The 21,100-nt window shown below is 46.0% G+C and carries 18 protein-coding genes; 11 read left to right on the forward strand and 7 right to left on the reverse strand.

The features are described 5' to 3' along the window. Nucleotides 1-206: integrase core domain-containing protein (locus tag DPF93_RS17530; RefSeq protein WP_164675328.1), on the forward strand; the 206-nt coding region annotated here is incomplete at its 5' end. A 34-nt stretch (nucleotides 207-240) separates the two neighbouring features. Here the strand turns inward: DPF93_RS17530 and DPF93_RS17535 are convergent. The 3 genes from DPF93_RS17535 to sppA form a co-directional block, all read right to left on the reverse strand. Beyond that, complete coding sequence (locus DPF93_RS17535) at nucleotides 241-1,071, reverse strand: CPBP family intramembrane glutamic endopeptidase (RefSeq protein ID WP_114767376.1); 831 nt, start codon at nucleotides 1,069-1,071, stop codon at nucleotides 241-243. Between the two features lie 160 nt (nucleotides 1,072-1,231). After that, nucleotides 1,232-2,248 carry an asparaginase gene (gene ansA / locus DPF93_RS17540; protein ID WP_114767377.1) on the reverse strand — a complete coding sequence of 339 codons (1,017 nt, stop codon included), beginning with the start codon at nucleotides 2,246-2,248 and terminating at the stop codon, nucleotides 1,232-1,234. Between the two features lie 143 nt (nucleotides 2,249-2,391). Further along, nucleotides 2,392-4,245 (reverse strand): signal peptide peptidase SppA, encoded by a 1,854-nt coding sequence (sppA, locus tag DPF93_RS17545; protein WP_114767378.1) that lies wholly within the window; start codon nucleotides 4,243-4,245, stop codon nucleotides 2,392-2,394. Between the two features lie 243 nt (nucleotides 4,246-4,488). Between sppA and DPF93_RS17550 the strand changes: the two genes are divergently transcribed. Then, on the forward strand, nucleotides 4,489-6,501 hold the full coding sequence (locus tag DPF93_RS17550; RefSeq protein ID WP_208638802.1) for an NADPH-dependent 2,4-dienoyl-CoA reductase: 2,013 nt from the start codon (nucleotides 4,489-4,491) through the stop codon (nucleotides 6,499-6,501). A gap of 88 nt (nucleotides 6,502-6,589) precedes the next feature. On the opposite strand, the gene DPF93_RS17555 is transcribed toward DPF93_RS17550, so the two are convergent. Both DPF93_RS17555 and purU read right to left on the reverse strand, forming a co-directional pair. Continuing rightward, nucleotides 6,590-7,171 (reverse strand): hypothetical protein, encoded by a 582-nt coding sequence (locus DPF93_RS17555; protein ID WP_114767380.1) that lies wholly within the window; start codon nucleotides 7,169-7,171, stop codon nucleotides 6,590-6,592. A gap of 232 nt (nucleotides 7,172-7,403) precedes the next feature. Further along, nucleotides 7,404-8,237 (reverse strand): formyltetrahydrofolate deformylase, encoded by an 834-nt coding sequence (gene purU, locus DPF93_RS17560; protein ID WP_114767381.1) that lies wholly within the window; start codon nucleotides 8,235-8,237, stop codon nucleotides 7,404-7,406. Between the two features lie 196 nt (nucleotides 8,238-8,433). Here purU and DPF93_RS17565 point away from each other — a divergent pair, with 196 nt between their 5' ends. The 9 genes from DPF93_RS17565 to DPF93_RS17605 all read left to right on the forward strand — a co-directional run bounded on the left by DPF93_RS17565 (nucleotide 8,434) and on the right by DPF93_RS17605 (nucleotide 18,087). Continuing rightward, nucleotides 8,434-8,634: a hypothetical protein gene (locus tag DPF93_RS17565; protein WP_114767382.1), complete on the forward strand. Its 201-nt coding sequence runs from the start codon at nucleotides 8,434-8,436 to the stop codon at nucleotides 8,632-8,634. A gap of 97 nt (nucleotides 8,635-8,731) precedes the next feature. Beyond that, nucleotides 8,732-10,663, forward strand: a complete 1,932-nt coding sequence (gene yoaA, locus DPF93_RS17570; RefSeq protein WP_114767383.1) for a DNA repair helicase YoaA — start codon at nucleotides 8,732-8,734, stop codon at nucleotides 10,661-10,663. 8 nt (nucleotides 10,664-10,671) lie between these two features. Beyond that, complete coding sequence (tsaB, locus tag DPF93_RS17575; protein ID WP_114767384.1) at nucleotides 10,672-11,373, forward strand: tRNA (adenosine(37)-N6)-threonylcarbamoyltransferase complex dimerization subunit type 1 TsaB; 702 nt, start codon at nucleotides 10,672-10,674, stop codon at nucleotides 11,371-11,373. Nucleotides 11,374-11,404: 31 nt separating this feature from the next. Beyond that, on the forward strand, nucleotides 11,405-11,707 hold the full coding sequence (locus DPF93_RS17580) for a chromosome partitioning protein ParA (protein WP_114767385.1): 303 nt from the start codon (nucleotides 11,405-11,407) through the stop codon (nucleotides 11,705-11,707). Nucleotides 11,708-11,839: 132 nt separating this feature from the next. Next, nucleotides 11,840-12,397, forward strand: a complete 558-nt coding sequence (locus DPF93_RS17585; protein WP_114767386.1) for a Slp family lipoprotein — start codon at nucleotides 11,840-11,842, stop codon at nucleotides 12,395-12,397. Then, entirely contained in the window at nucleotides 12,397-13,242 is an 846-nt protein-coding gene (locus DPF93_RS17590) for an alpha/beta fold hydrolase (protein WP_114767387.1), read from the forward strand. The genes DPF93_RS17585 and DPF93_RS17590 overlap by 1 nt, the downstream gene beginning before the upstream one ends. Before the next feature lie 203 nt (nucleotides 13,243-13,445). Continuing rightward, nucleotides 13,446-15,149, forward strand: coding sequence for a long-chain-fatty-acid--CoA ligase FadD (fadD, locus tag DPF93_RS17595; RefSeq protein WP_114767388.1), 1,704 nt, complete (start codon nucleotides 13,446-13,448; stop codon nucleotides 15,147-15,149). A 71-nt stretch (nucleotides 15,150-15,220) separates the two neighbouring features. Further along, nucleotides 15,221-16,339 (forward strand): ribonuclease D, encoded by a 1,119-nt coding sequence (gene rnd, locus DPF93_RS17600; protein ID WP_114767389.1) that lies wholly within the window; start codon nucleotides 15,221-15,223, stop codon nucleotides 16,337-16,339. A gap of 212 nt (nucleotides 16,340-16,551) precedes the next feature. After that, the gene (locus DPF93_RS17605) at nucleotides 16,552-18,087 is read left to right on the forward strand and encodes a DEAD/DEAH box helicase (RefSeq protein ID WP_114767390.1); all 1,536 of its coding nucleotides are present in this window, start codon (nucleotides 16,552-16,554) and stop codon (nucleotides 18,085-18,087) included. A 58-nt stretch (nucleotides 18,088-18,145) separates the two neighbouring features. On the opposite strand, the gene DPF93_RS17610 is transcribed toward DPF93_RS17605, so the two are convergent. Next, complete coding sequence (locus tag DPF93_RS17610) at nucleotides 18,146-19,135, reverse strand: zinc-dependent alcohol dehydrogenase family protein (RefSeq protein WP_114767391.1); 990 nt, start codon at nucleotides 19,133-19,135, stop codon at nucleotides 18,146-18,148. A 118-nt stretch (nucleotides 19,136-19,253) separates the two neighbouring features. Then, the gene (locus DPF93_RS17615; protein ID WP_075648746.1) at nucleotides 19,254-20,813 is read right to left on the reverse strand and encodes a SulP family inorganic anion transporter; all 1,560 of its coding nucleotides are present in this window, start codon (nucleotides 20,811-20,813) and stop codon (nucleotides 19,254-19,256) included. Between the last annotated feature and the right edge of the window lie 287 nt (nucleotides 20,814-21,100).

Below are 21,100 nucleotides of genomic sequence, written 5' to 3' on the forward strand. Positions count from 1 at the left end.
GCTACCAGAATGCGTTAGCAGAGAGAGTCAATGGGATACTAAAACAAGAGTTCCTACTCAATAGATGTCAAGACATCAAAGAGCTCAACCAACTAGTAAAAGAGTCTATTAGTATCTATAACAATATGAGACCACATCTTAGCCTCGGGATGAAAACCCCAAATGAGGTTCATGAAAAAAGCCAGCTGCTAACGCAGTTGGCTTAGCATAAAACTGTCAACGTATTTTAGGACGAGACAGTCAATTTAACGTGAGTGGGTAAGTGAAAAAAACTAAGTGAATAAAGTTGAACGTGAAATGTGCAAAGATTACTGCCCAGAGCCGCTGAGTCCAATGAAAAATTAACCCGTATCCAATACCAGCCAGAGTAGCGAAGATGACCAATAACAAGCCCCCGGAAATATGAGCAAGCCCAAATAGAGTGGCTGCAATTCCGATGCCCGCATTGATTCCCCATTTATCACATAGAAGTTGCTGCAAGTAACCACGAAATAGAGACTCTTCAGCTACACACGTAAAAAACAGATTGTTGAATATAAATAGCCACCACCAACTTGGGAATGATAACTCAAATCTTAATGCGCCTAAGAAAACAGCTATAAAGAGAAGCGAAAATAAATAGCAGCTAGTGTAAGTGATTGCTTGGAAATGAATTTGTCCTCTTTTTCCAAGTAGGGAGGGATAAAAAAGTAGCAATATGAAGAAAACTAAAGGTTTATCTAGATTTAAATACATCGAGAACGAAGTGCTTTGTGGACCAGAAGTAACTTGGTCGAGAACCAAAAAGTTTTGAATCCCTGGTACGGAGTGAGTGAATAAAGCTACACAAAGTAAAATAATGAATGCATGAGCCACTATATTGTAGCGCTGAGGAAGTCGAGTTAGTCGCCAAGTAACTAAGAATGCCGCCCCTAAACTAAGAGCGGAAATTGTAGTTAGTCGTTCAAGTAATATTGCTACGATTAAACTACAACCGAGTGCTATTAATGAAAGGTTTTTCTCGTTGTTGAAAGCAAAGCAAATAGCAATACCGAGTCCTAACCATATCAGATAGTCGTGATACAAAGGCATAATGAGAAAATAATGAGTAGTAAGTAGGTTATGATGAGTCGAAATGAGTGACTCGACAAGGAAATATTATCTCTGTTTTTGTAGAAATATATTTAACGAACGAAGGTTCGTTATGGGGCAATAAAGCCGACGTTTCACATCGGCTTAAAAAGGTTTTTGATTAAATACTCATTTCACCGCGCAGAATTTGCTGCATTTTTTCTTTTACTTGCTCATAGCCAAGGTCTTGGCTGAGTAAGTAATGCAGCTTTGCCAGCGCCGCTTCTGGCGTCATATCGTAGCCACTGATGACGCCAGCCTCAGCCAGCGCACAGCCTGTCGCGTAGCCGCCCATATTGACTTTACCCGCCAAGCATTGCGTGAGGTTGACCACGATAACGCCACGTTCAGACGCATCTTTTAGCTGGGCAAGCAATTCAGGGTTTTGCGGGGCATTGCCCACACCAAAGGTAAGCAAAATCATTGCATTAACTGGTTGCAGCAGCGTGTTTCGGATCACTTCATGTGAAATGCCCGGGTACATGGTAATTACACCAATTGGCTGCGGCGTAATATCGTGTACCTTAAATTCGCCTTGCGGTACTTCACCGACTTTTACGTGGTTGCTGACTTGAATATTGATCCCTGCTTCGAGTAAAGGTGGCAAGTTCGGAGAGGTGAAGGCATTAAAGCCGTCAGCATGTGATTTAGTACTGCGATTACCGCGCATCAACTTATTGTTGAAAAATAGCGTCACTTCATTGATAGGGTAGTTTGCCGCAAGATGCAGTGCATTAAGCAAGTTAGCTTGACCATCAGAGCGCAGCTCAGCAAGTGGGATTTGTGAGCCAGTAATAATGACCGGCTTACCTAAGTTTTCCAGCATAAATGACAGCGCTGATGCGGTATACGCCATGGTGTCTGTACCATGTAAGATCACGAAACCGTCGTATTTATCATAGTTATCACGGATATCATCGGCGATCTGTTGCCAATCTGCAGGTGTCATATCGGAAGAGTCGATCAGTGGATCGTACTCGTGAATGGTGTATTCCGGCATTTCAGAGCGGTGGAATTCAGGCATGCTTGCGAGCTGTTTTTCCATAAAACCAGCAACCGGTACGTAGCCGTGGTCATGGGATTTTTGCATACCAATAGTGCCGCCCGTGTAAGCGATATAGATGTGTTTTCTTGCCATTGCTCGAAACCAGTTTTGTTATAGGGGGAACAGAGCGAAGGATTATAACTAAATATTAGCCAATAAAAAGGGGCATGTGGATGAGACATGCCCCTTTAGTGGTGATTTATGATTCTATGTAACTTAAATTAAGTCGTTCATTCTTATTGCACTTGGCAATTCAAACAGAAGGTGTACTGACCTTTTGGATCGTTGAAACTGTTTAACAGTCCCATGTCTTGTGTGATCTGTTTGGCTGCTGGTTGCAATGCTGCTGGAATGAATGCTGAAATATCCAAACCTAGCGAAACACGCACTTGGTTCATAAAGTCTTGCAAGAACTGTTGAGCTGGTGTGAGTGGCTCTTCCACCCAATAGATGTTGTAACTCTCAAGTTCAGCCAATTCTGCTGCCAGCGCGATCGCATCGTCAAAGTCGCCCATTTTATCGACTAAGCCTAAGTTCATCGCATCTTGACCTGTCCAGACGCGACCTTCGGCAATGCCTTCCATTTTGTTGAGCGGAATGTCACGATTGCTGCTGACTAAATTAATAAAGCGGTTATAACCATGCTCAATGCCAAGCTGAATAGCATCAGCGGCTTTATCTGGAATGCCGGTTGTCATGCCAATGCCTGAGAGCGGTGAAGTACCAATGCCATCGGTATAAACGCCAATGTTGTTGAGCCCTTTTTCAAAGGTTGTGATGACACTAAAGATACCAATTGAACCGGTAATCGTGGTTGGCTGAGCAACAATTTTGTCCGCGCTCATCGCAATCCAGTAACCGCCAGAGGCTGCGACGCTCGACATCGACACCACAACCGGTTTACCGGCTTGCTTGAGCGCTTCAATTTCATTACGGATCACTTCAGAGGCGAAAGCGCTGCCTCCTGGGCTATCTACGCGCAAAACCACTGCTTTTACTTTGTTGTCATTGTGAGCTTCACGTAGAAGTGACGCGACAGTGTCACCACCAACTGCGCCACGTGGCTGACTACCGTCCATGATAGCGCCACTTGCGACCACGATTGCGACGTCGTTGTCGTTGAAGTTAAAGTTGGCTGGCATTGATGAACGATATTCGTAGTAGTCAACGTAAGGGTAGCTATCATTGCCATCGCTACCGAACACCTCGATCATGGCTTGTCTAACTTGCTGGCGTGTAGCGAGCTCATCTACTAAGCCCAGTTTCTTCGACAATAGAGCTAGGTCGCCGTCAGCGCTTTTCACCAACTCAACGAATTCATCCATGCTCGGATTAAGTGTCTTGGCATCGATTGAGCGGTTGGTTGCCACGTCATCGACAAAAGCCCCCCACAGCTGTCCTAACCAACGAGAGGCAGATTCTTTCGCTTCGTCAGACATGTCGTTACGAATAAACGGCTCAATGGCAGATTTGTAGGTGCCGACGCGAAAGACATGGGTGTTGATATCCAGTTTTTCTAGCAGGGTTTTGTAGTACATCGAGTACGCACTGTAGCCCTTAATCAATACCGCGCCATCTGGTGCGAGGTAAATCTTGTCGGCATAGCTAGCGAGGTAGTACTGGCTTTGGTTGTAAAAATCACCAACCGCGTAAACTGGTTTACCCGATGCTTTAAATTCATTAATTGCTTTAGCAATATAGCGCAGCTTGGTTAAGCTGGTTTCTGGCATATCGCGCAGGGCTAATACAACGCCGGTAATGTTTTGGTCGTCTTTTGCATGTCGAATCGCCGCGACAATATCGTAAAGTACGTTTTCACGCGGTAGGTCTTGTCCAAACAGGGAGCCGGTTAAGGAATCCATCGGATTTTGGTAGGTGGATTGCTCTACGATAGGACCTGAAATATTGACGATCAAGGCTGATTTCTTAGGCTCTGGTGGGGTCACACTAGACTCCACATTAGTGTAAGCAAAATAGATTAAGGCGATAAAAGCGAGAAACAGCAGATTAGCCAGTGCTACGCGAATAAAGGTAATTCCTTTCCAGATACCTTTAAAAAATAGTCCTATGTATTTAAATATGGTTTTCATCTTGTCTCCGCTGTGATCCCCACAGGTCCTTATGATTAGCCCCACATCCTACTGAATCTTAAAGGGTATCACCAGAGCCTTTGTCCGTATTCACAATTAAATTTAGTTAATAGCAGTATCAATTGCACGAATTGCTCTTTGTACGTCATAAAGTGAGTGATGTTGCAATTATGTAAACGCATGTTTGATTTTTGTGTTAACTAAGCATAATCTGGTCAGACCACAATGAGAATAATGAGAGTGATGTCCGCCATGTACCCAAACTTACTCAAACCTTTGGATTTAGGTTTTACCCAGTTAAAGAATCGTGTGCTGATGGGGTCAATGCATACAGGGCTAGAAGAAGACAAACAGGGGCTTGATAAGCTTGCTGCTTTTTACGCTGAGCGCGCGAAAGGCGGTGTTGGGCTTATTGTCACTGGGGGTTTTTCGCCTAATTTGCGCGGACGTCTCCATCCTTTCAGTGCTGAGTTCAGTAAACCTAAACACGCCGCAGCGCACAAAGTGGTGACACAAGCTGTGCATGAGCACGGCAGTAAAATTGCTTTGCAACTCCTTCATGCTGGTCGCTACGCGATGCACCCATTTGCTCAGAGTGCCTCGGCGATTAAAGCGCCCATCGCGCGCTTTGCACCAAGTGAAATGAGCGTCAGACAGATCAATAAAACCATTAAAGCGTTCTCTAACAGCGCATCGCTCGCTCAGCAAGCTGGTTATGATGGCGTTGAGGTCATGGGCTCGGAAGGCTATCTGATTAATCAATTTATCTGTCAGCGTACCAACACCCGTTATGACGAGTGGGGTGGTAGCTATCAGAATCGTATTCGTTTACCACTTGAGATAGTCAAGGCAATACGCCAAGAAGTAGGTGAAGAGTTTATCATCATCTTCCGCCTATCTATGCTCGATCTCGTTGAACAAGGCAGCACCTTTGATGAAGTGATTGAACTAGCAAAGCAGCTTGAGCAGGTTGGCGTAACGTTAATTAACACCGGTATTGGCTGGCATGAAGCGCGGATACCCACCATTGCTACGCAAGTACCGCGCGGCGCATTTACTTGGGTCACTGAGAAAGTGCGCCCACATGTCTCAATTCCAATTATCACCTGTAATCGCATCAATATGCCAGAAGAGGCAGAGCAGATCCTTGCCTCAGGGCAGGCGGATATGGTGTCGATGGCGCGTCCATTTTTAGCTGATCCACATTTTGTGATCAAAGCAGAGAAGCAGCAGTCTCGTTTGATTAATACCTGTATCGGTTGTAATCAAGCATGTTTAGATAATGTCTTTAAAGGCAAAGCGGCGAGCTGTTTGGTTAACCCATATGCTTGTCGGGAAACGGAACTGTTAGAAAAGCCCGCTCATCAAAGCAAAAATATTGCGGTTGTAGGTGCAGGACCGGCGGGTCTTGCTTGTGCGACAACACTGGCAAGGCGTGGGCATCAGGTGGATCTGTTTGAACGTAACGACCGTATCGGTGGTCAGTTCCGCTTAGCGATGCAAATTCCGGGTAAAGAAGAGTTTCGTGAAACGATTCGTTATTTTGCCAACCAAATTGACGAAACGGGCGTTAAATTACACCTTGAGACGGAAGCCAATTTCGATTTGCTCAGTGAATACGACGAAGTGATCATGGCATCTGGTGTCGAGCCGCGAAAAGTCGCGCTGCAAGGGAGCGAAGAATCGAGCAAAGTGATTGATTACCAGACGCTCATCAAAGAGAAAACTTACCTTGGCAATAAAGTCGCGATCGTTGGGGCTGGTGGGATCGGCGTTGATGTCGCGACCATGATCACCGAACCTGAAAACCAACAGCTTGATGATTGGCTGCATGAATGGGGCATTGATAAAGAGATTGCTCATCCCGGTGGTCTATACCCTTACCCAGATTCAGCCAGTGACAAAGAAGTATGGGTACTGCAGCGTCGTAAAGGGCGAGTAGGTAAAGGTCCGGGCAAGACTACTGGTTGGATTCATAAACGCACACTGGAAAAACGCGGCGTTAATCTACTTGGCGGTGTGGAATACCAAGGCGTGACAGAGGAAGGATTACAAATCAAATATGAGGGTGAGTCGACCACCATTCATGCCGACAGTATCGTGATTTGTGCCGGGCAAGTGTCAGTGCGACCGTTTGAAGAAAAATGGGTACAGTTAGGTGACAAGCTACACGTAATTGGTGGTGCAGATCATGCAGGTGAGCTGGATGCGGTACGCGCAATTCGACAAGGGGTCGAGCTGGGATTGAAATTGTAGTGGTCTCATCTGCGCCTAGTGAAAAATTAATAGCCCTCCAAAGGCGGGCTATTTGCTGTGTGGCAAAACACTTGATGCGAGCTTAGTGTTATTTCGCTAGCTCGTAGTTTTCTTGCATCTCTTGTGGCGCAATGCCGTACTCGTAATCAGCAAGGTAGCCATCTTTGTAAACCTTCATGCCTTTGTCATCCCAGCTCACTTTGATCACAGCAGTTTTGCCATCGGTTGAGCCAAGCAGTTCGAGCATTTCAGCGTCGATCTTAATCGCCTTGATGGTCGCGATACGTTTGAAAGGTTTGAATTCAGTTGATGTAGGCAGCTCACCGTAAGTGCCTGTCCATACATCTTTAGGCACTAGCCATTGGTTGTAGACATCGCCTACGATTGGTTTATGCATACTCGCTACCACGACATTGTCTGTCATGACGTTGTTGGTCTCTAGTGAGTAGCCGCCTTTACCATCAGAAACATAAGTCGGGAATTGTTGACCCAGTTCTTCTTGTTTTGGCAAGCGACCCAGTGTTGGCGCTTTTTTTACGTACAGCTCAGCTGAGTCAAACTGCTGCATGATTTGTGGGATTTTTTGAAACTCAACAGGATCGGCAGCCGATGCGAAAGTTGGGAAAGAAAGCGCGGCTGAGATTGCAGCCAATAGCAATGTTTTTTTCATTTTTGTAGCTCGTTATTGTCGTTAATTGAACTTGGCTATTCGCCAAGTTATGCCAGTTTATCGCCGCAAATATAGCGTGCGATTCGTTTGTCTCACAGATGAGATTGGCATCACGAGCGGCAATAATAGGCACAGAACGCAATCGTTTCACTAACTAAATGCAATTATTTCTCTTGAGATGGAAAAAAGCTGATCCCGAATCGGAATCAGCTAAGAGAGCAGAATGTTGAGCTTAAAGAATGACGGTTTTATTACCGTAGACAAATACGTGGTCGTTAACCACTTTATTGAGCGCTTTACTCAAAACATTTTTCTCTACGTCACGTCCGGCTTGCGCCATGTCTTTAGCAGTAAAAGTGTGGTCTACCGGAATGACATCTTGCTTGATGATTGGTCCTTCATCTAAATCATTAGTGACAAAGTGCGCGGTCGCACCAATGATTTTTACCCCACGATCAAACGCTTGTTGATAAGGTTTTGCACCGATGAAGGCAGGCAAGAAGCTGTGGTGAATATTGATGATCTTATGATGGTATTTTTCAACAAAGCCTGGTGTTAGCACGCGCATATATTTTGCCAGCACTAAATAATCCGCTTGATATTGGTCGATAACGTTCAGCATGGCTTGCTCATGTTCTTCACGGGACAAATCTTCGTGGCTAACATGGTGATAAGGAATATCAAATTTCTCGGTCAGACCTTGTAGCGTATCGTAGTTGCCAACCACTGCTGCAATCTCAATATCAAGGCTGCCATCATAGGTCTTCATCAGAATGTCACCTAAGCAGTGCGCTTCTTTAGTGACGAGAATCACCACGCGCTTACGGCTTGAATCAACCAGTTTACGTCGAGCACCGCTTGGTAGCGCCTGATCCAAATCAGCGAGGAAGGTATGATCGTTGAAATAGCCTTCCAACTCGGTACGCATAAAAAAGTGACCACTTGAGTTATCCACATATTCGCTGTTATGGATAATGTTGAGTTGGTGCTTGTAACAGATATTGGTAATTTTTGAGATGAGTCCTGGCGCGTCGCTACAGTGCGTCAGCAGTGTTTTCTTTTCCATTTCGTATCTACTTCCGTGAATTATTTTTTTCGTATTCTGAAATTTTTCGGGGCTTCTGAAGGGTGACTTAACCCGCAACAATCGGCTAACAATTAAACTAATATCGAATTGTATTCAACCAGTAATCTACTTAAAACAGAGTCGGTTAGCTAGTGTTGAAGTTTCTTTTCTCATTGAGCGTCTTAAGGTGGTTGTTATGGATAAAGAATTATTAGCCCGTAAACTATACAGCGAACGAGTGACGAGCCTACTTGGTGACTGTCAAATCGACGAATCCATCCTGACCGAAAAGTGGGAATCAAAAGCCTCTCCGAGTGAAGCGGCAAGAGCCATTATTGATAGCCAAAATGAATTTGAAGGACCAGCATGGCTTTCTCGTTATCTGCAAAAACGTTAAGTTAAATTCATCAATCGAATTCTAACGCGACTCTTCGGAGTCGCGTTTTTTTCGCTAACAAGAGTATAATTACTCTTTTGCTCAACTTCGCACTTCCATGATCACAAAAACTTTTTCACAAGACGGCGCGCTCGGCAAAGCAATTCCTGGCTTTCAGCCGCGTCAGGCACAGCTGGATATGGCAGAAGCTGTACGCAAAGCAATTAAAGATCAGAGCCAATTAGTGATTGAGGCAGGAACCGGTACCGGCAAAACTTTTGCTTACCTAGTTCCTGCGTTGTTGAGTGGCAAAAAGACCATCATCAGTACCGGTTCGAAAAACCTCCAAGAGCAATTGTTTCATCGCGACCTTCCACTAATGACCTCTGCGCTGGGCTTCTATGGTCAAGTGGCGCTTTTGAAAGGGCGAGCAAACTATCTTTGCATTGAGCGCCTTGGTCGGCAGATGATTGAAAGTCACGGCACGCACACCGATCCCACTTTGTTGACACAATTGGTCAAAGTGCGTTCATGGGCATCGGAGAGTAAAACCGGAGATTTGGGTGAATGTGATGCGATTGCTGAAGATAGCCCAGTGATTCCGACAATCACTTCGACCAATGATAACTGCTTAGGTAAAGACTGCCCCAATTATACCGAATGTTTTGTCCTGAAAGCGCGCAAGAAAGCTTTAGATGCCGACGTGGTGGTGGTTAACCACCACCTGTTTATGGCCGATTTGGCGATCAAAGAGACCGGCTTTGGTGAGTTAATCCCTGAAGCGGAAGTGTTTATCTTTGATGAGGCGCACCAAATTCCTGATATTGCCAGCCAATATTTTGGTCAGTCAGTGTCGAGCCGTCAGATCCAAGAGCTGGCGAAAGACATCGAGATTGGCTATCGCACCGAAGCGAAAGATATGCGCCAGCTACAAAAAGTGGCAGATAAACTGGTGCAGTCAGCAAGCGATTTGCGCATTTGTTTGGGAGAACCGGGCTTTCGCGGCAACTGGCGTGAAGCAATTAATTCTCCTTCGATTGCTCGCGAAGTCGAGCGAGTGCGTGAAGCGATAGATTTTGCGATAGAAGTGCTTAAGTTAGCATTGGGGCGTAGTCAACTGCTGGATGTGGCGTTTGAACGCGCCCATACCATCAAAGGGCGTATTGATCGCGTATGTGATGTCTCTATCACCGGGTATTCATATTGGTTTGATACCACGCCGCGCCATTTCAGTTTACATATTACGCCGCTTAGCGTGGCCGATAAGTTCCATGAGCAGATTGAACTCAAGCAGGGTACGTGGATTTTCACGTCGGCAACCTTGGCGGTTAATGATGACTTTGGTCACTTTACTTCCCGTTTAGGGCTTAAACCTTCAGCGCAATTTTCGCTGCCAAGTCCATTTGATTATCAAACACAAGCTCGCTTGTGTGTACCGCGCTATTTGCCAGAGCCAAACAGTGCCGGCTTAGCGGATAAGTTAGTCACTATGCTAGCGCCGGTGATTGAACAAAACCAAGGACGCTGTTTCTTCCTCTGCACGTCGCACAGCATGATGCGAGAGTTAGGCGAGCGCTTTCGTGAAGTATTGAGCGTGCCGGTATTGATGCAAGGCGAAACGAGTAAACAGAAGACGCTTGCCGAGTTTATGGAACTGGGTAATGCGCTGCTGGTTGCCACCGGTGCATTCTGGGAAGGGATTGATGTTAGAGGTGACACGCTGAGCTGTGTTATTATCGACAAATTACCATTTACCGCACCCGATGACCCGCTGTTAAAAGCGCGTATTGAGGATTGCCGCTTAAAAGGTGGTGACCCGTTTGCACAAGTGCAATTGCCCGATGCGGTAATTACGCTCAAGCAAGGGGTGGGGCGATTAATTCGTGATAAGAAAGACAAAGGCGCGCTGATCATCTGTGATAACCGATTAGTGACACGTGAATATGGCGGAGTATTTCTCGCCAGTTTGCCGGCTATACCTCGCACCCGAGATTTAGGGGTGATTGAGGACTTTCTACACCAAATTTCAGTAACAAATAATCAAGATTAGAGAATTCAATGAGCGCAAAGATTCTTGCCCTAGATACATCAACTGAGAACTGCTCAGTTGCACTGCTTGTCGGCGACCAAGTTTATGCACGTAGCCAAGTGGCTCCGCGTGACCACACTAAGTTGGTACTACCTATGGTCGACGAAGTGCTTAAAGAAGCAGGTTTAACGCTAGCTGAGCTTGATGCTTTAGCGTTTGGTCGTGGTCCAGGTAGCTTTACTGGTGTGCGCATTGGTATTGGTATTGCGCAAGGTTTGGCATTTGGTGCCGATTTGCCAATGATTGGTGTCTCAACACTAGAAGCGATGGCGCAGGGCACGTTCCGCGTTAACGGCGCAACTCACGTAGCAGCGGCTATTGATGCACGTATGAATGAAGTCTACTGGGGACGCTACAGCCGCCAAGAGAATGGTCAGTGGTTAGCGGTTGATGCTGAATGCGTGATCCCGCCAGCAACGCTGTGTGAACAAATCGCTGCTGATGAGCAGCAATGGACGACAGCGGGTACAGGTTGGGATGCATACCAAGATGAGTTGGCAGCATTGCCACTAACGCGCGCAGCGGGCGATGTGTTGTTCCCAGATGCACAAGATATCGTGCAAGTTGCCAAGCACATGTTTGCTAAAGGTGAGACAGTGCCAGTGGAAGAGTCGAGCCCAGTATACCTACGTGATAACGTGGCATGGAAAAAGCTTCCGGGTCGTGAATAATCGCATAACCTGCTGATGATAGGCGAATAGTATGGTGTCAATTAACGGATTGCCTCCTTCAATACCGGGCTCGGGGAAAACCAATCGAGTCGGTAAAAAGAATGAGGTTAAAAAAGCCCAACAGAAAGGAGATGTTTCCCAACCTTCCAAGGTGGCTAATGCCGTTGCCCATACTATTCGACATGTACAAGAATCTGACATTCATAAGGCGCAAATCCAGTACGATCTTCCCGAAGGTCGCAGCCGTAAAGCAATGGAAGAGTACATGCGGGTGATGAATCAGGCAAAGCGTGATGAACTGATTCAGATGCTGGGTGTCGATATCTATATATAAACTAATCGCTATAAGGTTCGGGTGACTTGCCTGAACAGTTTTCTACCCAGATTAGTATAAAGATTTGTAAGCGAGCTTCATGATTCGCTTCGCTATACTTTAGATAACTGACCAGATGAGTAGACCCAACCAATGAAAAATCTGCGTTTTATTAAGACCGCCATTTGTGCGGTTGCTTTGTTAGCTCTTACCGCTTGTTCGTCACTGCCTGAGCAGCTTGCTTCTGATAATCCCAACGTTATTACCGAATATGCCACTTGGCAGCAAAATGCCTCCGTTAACAATCAAGTCCGTTTGGGTGGGGTGATAGCCAGTGTGGAAAACCAAGTCGATCGCACGCGCATCGAGGTGGTTAACTTACCGATTGATTCGGTAGGTAAGCCAGATATAGACCAAGAACCGAAAGGACGTTTTGTCGCCTACTTACAAGGCTTTGAAGATCCAGTCGCGTTTGCTCCAGGTCGTTTGATCACCCTATTAGGCGAGGCAAATGGCAGTGAAGTCGCGCAGGTCGGCGAGTTTGATTACGACTTCCCAGTGATGAATGTGCAAGGTTACCGCTTATGGAAAATCGAAGAGCGCGTCATTGTTAATGAGACGGGCAGTTATCTCTACCCATGTCGGGGTATCTACTGTCGTGATCTTAACTACAGCACCCGTCAAGGTCGCATCATTCAAGACGTCAAATAATGTTTCAAGAAACTCACTATCAGCTGTTGGATGTTCGTCTCGCGGCACGGGAAATTGGGCAAGCTAGCCAAGAGGATTTCACGGTCGTTTACTTACATGGTTGGTTAGATAATGCAGCCAGCTTTGAGACAGTTATGTTAGAGCTACACCAGCTAGCACCTGACATACATCAGTGCGCGATTGACTTACCTGGTCATGGACTGTCCGAGCATAAGTGTGATGGTAATTACTACCCATTTCATGACTATATTGATGACCTTTATCAGTTTTTGCTCAATCTTTCGCCAAACAAGTTGGTGTTAGTAGGACATTCGCTTGGTGCTTTGATTGCAAGTTGCTATAGTGCCGCCTTTCCTGAGCAAGTCTCTGCTTTGGTGCAGATTGAAGGCAACGGTCCGCTAGCTGAATCGAGTGAAAAAACCGTGCAAAGGTTGCGCGATGGCGTGATTAAACGCCGTCGGATTCGCAATAAGCCAGCACGAGAGTTTTCTTCGATCGATGAGATCATTGAACGCAGAGCTGCGGTAAATCATGTGACAGCGGAGCAGATCGCGCCAATTGTCTGGCGTGGTAGCGAAGCAAGCGAAAAGGGGTGGCGCTTAAGGCATGATATTAAGCTGCAAAGTGACTCGCTTTATCGCATGTCGTTTGAGCATGCTGAGCAAATTCGCCAGCAAATAGCCTGTCCCAATCAGCTAATTTTAGGTGAGCAAGGCTATGCCCACTTAGCGCAAGATAGCGACAACTTAGCTAACGTTGCCTACTTTGCGGGCGGACATCATTGCCATTTGCAGCAACCAGCATTAGCCGCACAACAGATTTTTGCTTTAGTTAACAAAATTTAAACAAGTGTTTGAGCTTTAGGTGCTCGAACACTCAGCCTGTGTTGTAATACAGCATGAATAACGTGCCATAAAAAGCGACGTAATGCGGTGTGTAATTACCTGATATGCACATCAACAAAGCGTGTGAATTTATCTAAAATGCGGCACCGTTACGGCTACACAGTAACGTATTACAACACCTGTCTAATTCGAGGAGTAGTATCGTGGATAAACCTTGGTTATCTCGTTATCCAAGCGAAGTGCCTGAGCACATCAACCCAGACCAATATCCATCATTGGTAGAAATGTTCGAGCAATCAGTACAAAAATACGCTGATCAGCCTGCATTTATGAACATGGGTTCGGTCATGACTTTCCGCAAGTTGGAAGAGCGCAGCCGAGCTTTTGCCGCGTACCTACAAAACGATCTTAAATTACAAAAAGGCGACCGTGTTGCGCTGATGATGCCAAACTTGCTGCAATATCCGGTTGCGCTGTTTGGTGTATTACGAGCGGGTCTTATTGCGGTAAACGTCAACCCACTTTACACACCACGTGAACTTGAGCACCAGTTGAATGACTCTGGTGCCAAAGCAATTGTTATCGTGTCTAACTTTGCCAATACGCTTGAGCAAATCGTTGAGAATACGCCAGTTAAACACGTCATTCTGACTAGTCTTGGCCAAATGCTACCGCGTGCTAAAGGTACGATTGTTGATTTCGTGGTGAAATACGTTAAAGGTATGGTGCCTAAGTACGATCTACCGGGTGCAATTTCAATGCGTAAAGCACTGCACAAAGGTCGTCGTCTGCAATACGTGAAACCATTTATGACTGGTGATGATATTGCATTTTTGCAGTACACCGGTGGTACCACAGGTGTTGCCAAAGGCGCGATTCTAACGCACCGCAACATGGTGGCGAACGTTCTTCAAGCAAAGGGCGCTTATGGTCCTGTATTGTCTGAAGGGCGTGAGCTTGTGGTCACGGCATTGCCGCTCTACCACGTATTTGCACTGACAGTGAACTGCTTACTGTTTATTGAAATGGGTGGTCGTAACCTACTTATTACTAACCCACGTGATATTCCTGGCTTTATCAAAGAGCTACAAAAATACCCATTTACAGCTGTGACAGGGGTAAATACCTTGTTTAACGCGCTGGTAAACAATGAAGACTTCCATGAGCTAGATTTTAGCAAAATGAAGCTTTCAGTGGGTGGCGGTATGGCAGTACAGCGTGGTGTTGCTGAGCGCTGGAAGAAGATCACTGGCGTGCATCTACTTGAAGGCTATGGCCTGACAGAGTGTGCACCGCTAGTAACCGGTAACCCATACGATTTGACTGACTATACTGGTGCGATTGGTTTACCTGTACCATCAACCGAAGTACGCATTGTTGATGAAGAAGGTAACCCATTGCCAAATACTGAAGTGGGTGAACTGCAAGTACGTGGTCCACAAGTGATGCAAGGTTACTGGCAGCGCACCGAAGCGACCAAAGAAGTCTTGACCGAAGATGGTTGGCTATCGACGGGTGACATCGTTAAGTTTGACGATGAAGGTTTGCTGTATATTGTTGACCGTAAGAAAGACATGATTCTTGTGTCAGGCTTTAACGTATACCCGAATGAAATCGAAGACGTGGTTTCTCTACACGGCAAAGTGCTAGAAGTAGCAGCGATCGGTCAAGCGCACGAAGTCTCTGGTGAGATTGTTAAGCTATACGTAGTGAAGCGCGACCCAAGCCTAACCAAAGAAGAAGTGATCGCTCACTGTCGTCAACATTTGACTGGCTACAAGATCCCTAAATTGGTTGAGTTTAAAGATGATCTACCAAAAACTAACGTTGGTAAGATCCTGCGCCGCGTTCTACGTGAAGAGAACGATGCCATTTTAGCGCAGAAGGCAGAAGCGAAGGCTGAGTAAGCCAAGCACCCCTGAATAAATAATGATAGAATGCCGGCAGACCATGCCGGCATTTTTAATGCGAGAATTAAGTGAACTATCAGATTATTACTCAAAGTGCAGAGCTAGAAGCTGTGTGCAAAAAAGCGCGAACTGTTGACGCGGTGATGCTCGATACCGAGTTCGTTCGTACCCGTACTTACTACCCACAACTTGGCTTAATCCAGTTGTTTGATGGTGAAACACTCTCTTTGATTGACCCACTCGAAATCGAAGACATGACCGCATTTGTTGAGCTACTGAAAGATACTTCAGTAATGAAGGTTTTGCATGCTTGTGGTGAAGACCTCGAGGTATTCTTCAATAGCTTTAAGTGTTTGCCTCAGCCAATGGTTGATACACAAATCATGGCGGCATTTCTTGGTAATGGTCTATCAACAGGCTTTGCGGCATTAGTTGAAGCTAACCTTGGCGTTGCTCTAGATAAGAGCGAATCACGTACGGACTGGATGGCGCGTCCTCTGTCTCAGAAGCAGCTTGATTACGCGGCGGCAGACGTTTATTACCTAAAACCGCTTTATGAGAAGTTACTTGCTGAAGTTGAGCAAGCAGGCTGGTGGCAAGCGGCTAAACAAGAGTGTGAACTGATCGCGGCTAAACGTATTAAGACGGTTGACGCTGACAACGCTTACCTCGATATCAAAGGCGCGTGGCAGCTTAAACCGCGCGAACTGGCGATCCTGAAGCCTTTGGCAACATGGCGCTATAAAGAAGCCTTACGTCGTGACTTAGCGCTGAACTTTGTGTTCAAAGAAAACGACTTGTTGACCATTGCTCGCTTAGGGTTAACTAACCGCTACCAGATGGAACAAGAGGGTATGGATCCTCGCTCTGTGCAGCGACACAGTGCGCGTATTATCTCGCTAGTCAAAGCGGCGAAAACAACCCCAGCGGATCAATATCCTGAGAAGATTGTTCGTTTGATGGATAAACCGGGCTATAAACAGCTATTTAAAGTGCTGAAAGATGAAGTGAAGAAAGCATCGGATAGCAGCGGTTTAGCCAGCGAATTTTTGGCATCGAAAAAGCAGCTTAACAGCGTGATTAGTTGGGTATGGAAACGCAATCGTGACGAGAACAAACTGCCAGATGTGATGCAAGGCTGGCGTCTAGAATTACTTGGTCAAAAACTCGATAAGCTTATCAAGTAAATCACACTACGAACTGTTTAATAAACTCTGCATAAGGAAAGGCTGGGCAAAACACCCAGCCTTTTATTTTTTATGCTGTTGATTCGCAATGACGAGTCAAAACAATGGTTGCGGCATGCAGGCAAAAGTCTCAGAATGTCGCACTTTTCAACCTGAGCTAGATTTAACCAATCTGGCTTGGTATGAACCACTTTATATTGAGAAACTAATTTATGGGTTTTACCTCACTCGCTCTTTCTACTGCAATTCTTAAAGCCATTAAAGAACAAGGCTACGATACTCCTTCGCCTATTCAAGCTAAGGCGATTCCGGCTATTCTTGAAGGCAACGACGTCATGGCAGCAGCTCAGACCGGGACAGGTAAAACAGCAGGCTTTACGCTTCCAATTCTTGAGCGCCTTAATAACGGTCCACGTGTGAAGAACAATCACATTCGTGCACTGATCTTAACCCCAACTCGTGAATTGGCAGCGCAGGTGCATGAGAATGTACACAACTACAGCCGCTATCTAGATCTAAGCTCTGCCGTTGTATTCGGCGGGGTTAAAATCAACCCACAGATGTTAAAACTGACGCGTGGTGTGGATGTGCTGGTGGCAACGCCGGGTCGTCTAATGGATCTCTACAACCAAAAAGCGGTTAAATTTGACCAGCTAGAAGTGTTGGTATTGGATGAAGCTGACCGTATGCTCGATATGGGCTTTATTCGCGATATTCGTAAAATCCTCGATCTGTTGCCAAAAGATCGCCAAAACTTACTGTTTTCGGCGACCTTCTCTAACGAAATTCGTGAGCTAGCTAAGGGGTTAGTGAACAATCCAGTTGAGATTTCAGTCAACCCAGCTAACTCAACAGCAAAAACTATCGAGCAATTTATCTACCCAGCAGACAAGCGCAAGAAAGCGCCGATGTTGGTGAAGCTGATTAAAGATGGTGATTGGCGCCAAACTCTGGTGTTCTGCCGCACTAAACATGGGGCAAACCGTCTTGCGTTCTATCTTAACGGTGAAGGCATTACCGCAGCACCAATTCATGGTAACAAGAGCCAAGGTGCGCGTACTCGAGCGCTGGCTGATTTTAAATCAGGCGAAGTGCGAGTGTTAGTGGCAACAGATATTGCTGCACGTGGTATCGATATTCCTCAGTTGCCACAAGTGGTGAACTTTGAACTGCCAAATGTCTCTGAAGACTATGTACACCGCATTGGTCGTACGGGTCGTGCTGGCGAAGTGGGTAAGGCAATTTCATTGGTGTGTAATGAAGAAGTTGCTGAGCTATTTGGTATTGAACGTTTGATTCAACAAGTGTTGCCTCGCCTTGAGTTAGAAGGCTATAAGGCGGTGAATGAGCTGCCTGAGTCGGTACTTGATACGCGTCCAATCAAAGCGAAAAAACCGAAGAAGCCAAAGACTGATCATGCTGATGGTCAACGCTCTGGTGACAATGCTCGCGGTCATAAACCAGCCGGTAAGAATAAGCGCCATTTTGGTGATAAACCTAGCGAAGGTAAAAAGCCAAATGCAAATGGTGGTAAGCCTAAAGCAAAAGGTCAGGGCAAACCTGCTAGCAAAGCTGGTCAAAGTAATACGCAAGGTAAAAGCAATAATAACGGGCAAGCTAACCGAGCGAAATCGTCTGATAACAATGGTGGTAACCGCTCACGCAATGGCGGCAAACCCAATGGTCAGGCAGCGCGTAAGCCAGCACAAAACCGCAAGCCGCGCCCAGCAAGCGCAAATCGCGGCTAACTATTAGCGACAAACCTTTATTGAGAAAGCCCTGTTTTATAACAGGGCTTTTTGTTTGTTAGTCATTGATGATGACAACTTTACCTGTCGCCTGACCGCTTGAAAGTCTGGCGTAGGCTTGGTTTACTTGCTCGAGAGTATAGTTGCTATCATCGAGGATTGGTGTCAGGTGTCCTGCTTCGGCAATCTTGGCTAGTTCAGTTAAAATATGCGCATGCTCTTCACGTCTTACGTTATGAATCATTTGAATCAACATAAAGACGATATGCAGCGATAAGCCTTTCATATGTACTAGCGATAAATCCATTTCTAACAACGCAACGGTTGAGGCAATTTGACCGTTTAACTTGGCGGCGAGAAAGGAGTTACTCATATTGGCACCACCGACGGAGTCAAATATCACATCAAATCCTTCACCGCCTGTGTATTGATCAACATACTCCTCAACGGCACTACTACGATAATTAATCGCGGTGGCACCCAAATTTTCAACTAAAGCGACATGTTCATCTCGACCTATCGTGGTGTAGACATCAGCACCAAAATATCTGGCGAGTTGTACCGCGATATGACCCACACCGCCTGCTCCGCCATGGACAAGCACTTTTTGTCCTTGCGCTATTCCGGCACGATGTAACCCTTCAAAAGCGGTAATTCCGACCAAAGGTAAAGCAGCAGCTTGCGCCATGCTTAGATTTTTTGGCTTATGGGCAATGAGGCGAGTATCCGCCGGCATGAAATCAGCAAGGGAGCCAGATAAGCTAGCTAGTCCGCCTGCACAGCCATAGACTTCATCTCCGACTTTAAAGTTAGTCACATCATCAGCAACAGCGGCTACTGTGCCAGCAACATCCATACCGAGAAGAGCAGGTAATTGGGGCGAGAAGGGCAGGTTTTCCCCCAATTGTTTGATCATAGTATCGACCGTATTGACGCTACTTGCGGCGACTTGGATTAATACTTGTCCTGAAGAAACATCTGGCGTTTTTATCTCTGCTAACTCAAATTGAGCTTCATCACCGTATTGATTAAGCACCATTGCCTTCATTATGACCATCCTTATATTTGTGAGCTACTCACTAACTGTAGTCGATCAAATGGTTTGCTAAATCAACATGCACAAAAAAGGCTTCCCGAGGGAAGCCTTTTAAATTTGAGCGAAGCCGTTAACCTGCTAAAACATCGGTCGCGACTTTGTAGCTTGGGTCTTCTTTAACGTTGATTTCCACTAGGCTACCTGCTTTATGTAGCAGGGCACGACAATCTTGGCTTAGGTGGCGCAAGTGCAGCGTTTTACCTACCGCAGCATAGCGTTCTGCCAGTGTCTCAATTGCTTCGATTGCAGAGTGGTCGGTGACGCGCGAATTCGCGAAGTCGACAATCACATCACTTGGGTCATTTTTCGCGTCAAACAGTTCTAGGAAGTTCGCCGCACTACCAAAGAAGATAGGACCATGAACTTTGTACTCTTTTGAACCGTCTTCGTTGATTTTGCTTGAAGCGTAAATGTGTTTCGCGTGTTCCCAAGCGAACATCAGTGCTGAAGCAATCACACCTACTGCCACAGCTACCGCAAGGTCAGTCAGTACAGTTACTACCGTTACTAGTACGATAACAAAGAAGTCTTGTTTTGGTACGCGACGCGCAAGCTTGAAGGTTGCCCATTCAAAGGTACCGATTACCACCATAAACATCACGCCAACCAGCGCTGCTAGTGGGATCATTTCAATCAGTGACGAGGCAAACAGGATAAACACCAGTAGCATTACCGCAGCAACAATACCGGATAGACGACCACGACCACCCGAGTTTACGTTGATCATCGATTGACCGATCATTGCACAACCACCCATCGCACCGAATACCGAACAAGTGATGTTCGCAAGGCCTTGACCCATACATTCGCGGTTCGATTGACCACGTGTGTTGGTCATCTCATCTAATACGGTCAGTGTCAGTAGTGACTCTATTAGACCGATTGCCGCAAGAATAATCGCGTATGGCAGAATGATTTGCAGCGTTTCAAGCGTTAGCGGTACTTCTGGGATAGAGAAGGTTGGTAGTGTGCCAGCCAGCGTCGCTGCCTCATCACCAGACATAGTGCGTAGGAAGTCGACCACGGTGCGCGTTTCTAGATCCAAGCCAACTACGAGCGCAGTAACAGTTACGATCGCAACCAGCGATGACGGTACAGCAGTAGTCAGTTTTGGCAAGAAGTGGATAATTGCCATGGTTAGCGCAACCAGACCTAGCATAAGCGCCATTTGGTCGCCTGGTAGCCAGGTAAGTGCGCCACTGAGATCGGGTGCTTTAAACTGACCAAGCTGAGCTAAGAAAATAACAATCGCCAAGCCGTTTACGAAACCGATCATTACTGGATGCGGCACCATACGGATAAATTTACCCAGCTTAAACAGACCAGCAGTGATTTGCAGAATACCTGCCAGTAGGATCGCGGCAAAAAGGTATTGCACACCATGCGTTGCCACTAGGCTAACCATTACAACAGCCATCGCGCCTGTTGCACCAGAAATCATACCTGGGCGACCACCAAAGATTGAGGTAACTAAACCTACGATAAATGCCGCGTAAAGACCAACCATTGGGTCAACGCCAGCAACAAAGGCAAAGGCTACTGCTTCAGGAACTAAAGCGAGTGCAACCGTTAAGCCTGACAACACGTCGTTTTTTACAGAGTGTTTTGAAAATTGTGGAAATTCAAACATATTTGCTCAGTTAGGCTAAGTGTTTATTACTATATCCAAGTATCGAGATACTACTCGGTTATAGGGTGAATTTATTCTAGATAAGTCACTGAAGCAAAATGGAAGTTAAAAGAGCAGAGTGACTAAATCATAATTCAGTTCGAGTCGGCGCATGCTACCGAAAACTGTGATTAAGTTCAAGAATAAACCAGATGTAAACCGATAAAAATGCTAAATATTTGTTATCGATAAAGAGAATTTTTAAGTAAAAGAAAAGGCTGCTATTGCTAGCAGCCTTTCAGAGTGGG

Source organism: Vibrio rhodolitus, from assembly GCF_003350325.1.
Lineage (GTDB): Bacteria > Pseudomonadota > Gammaproteobacteria > Enterobacterales > Vibrionaceae > Vibrio > Vibrio rhodolitus.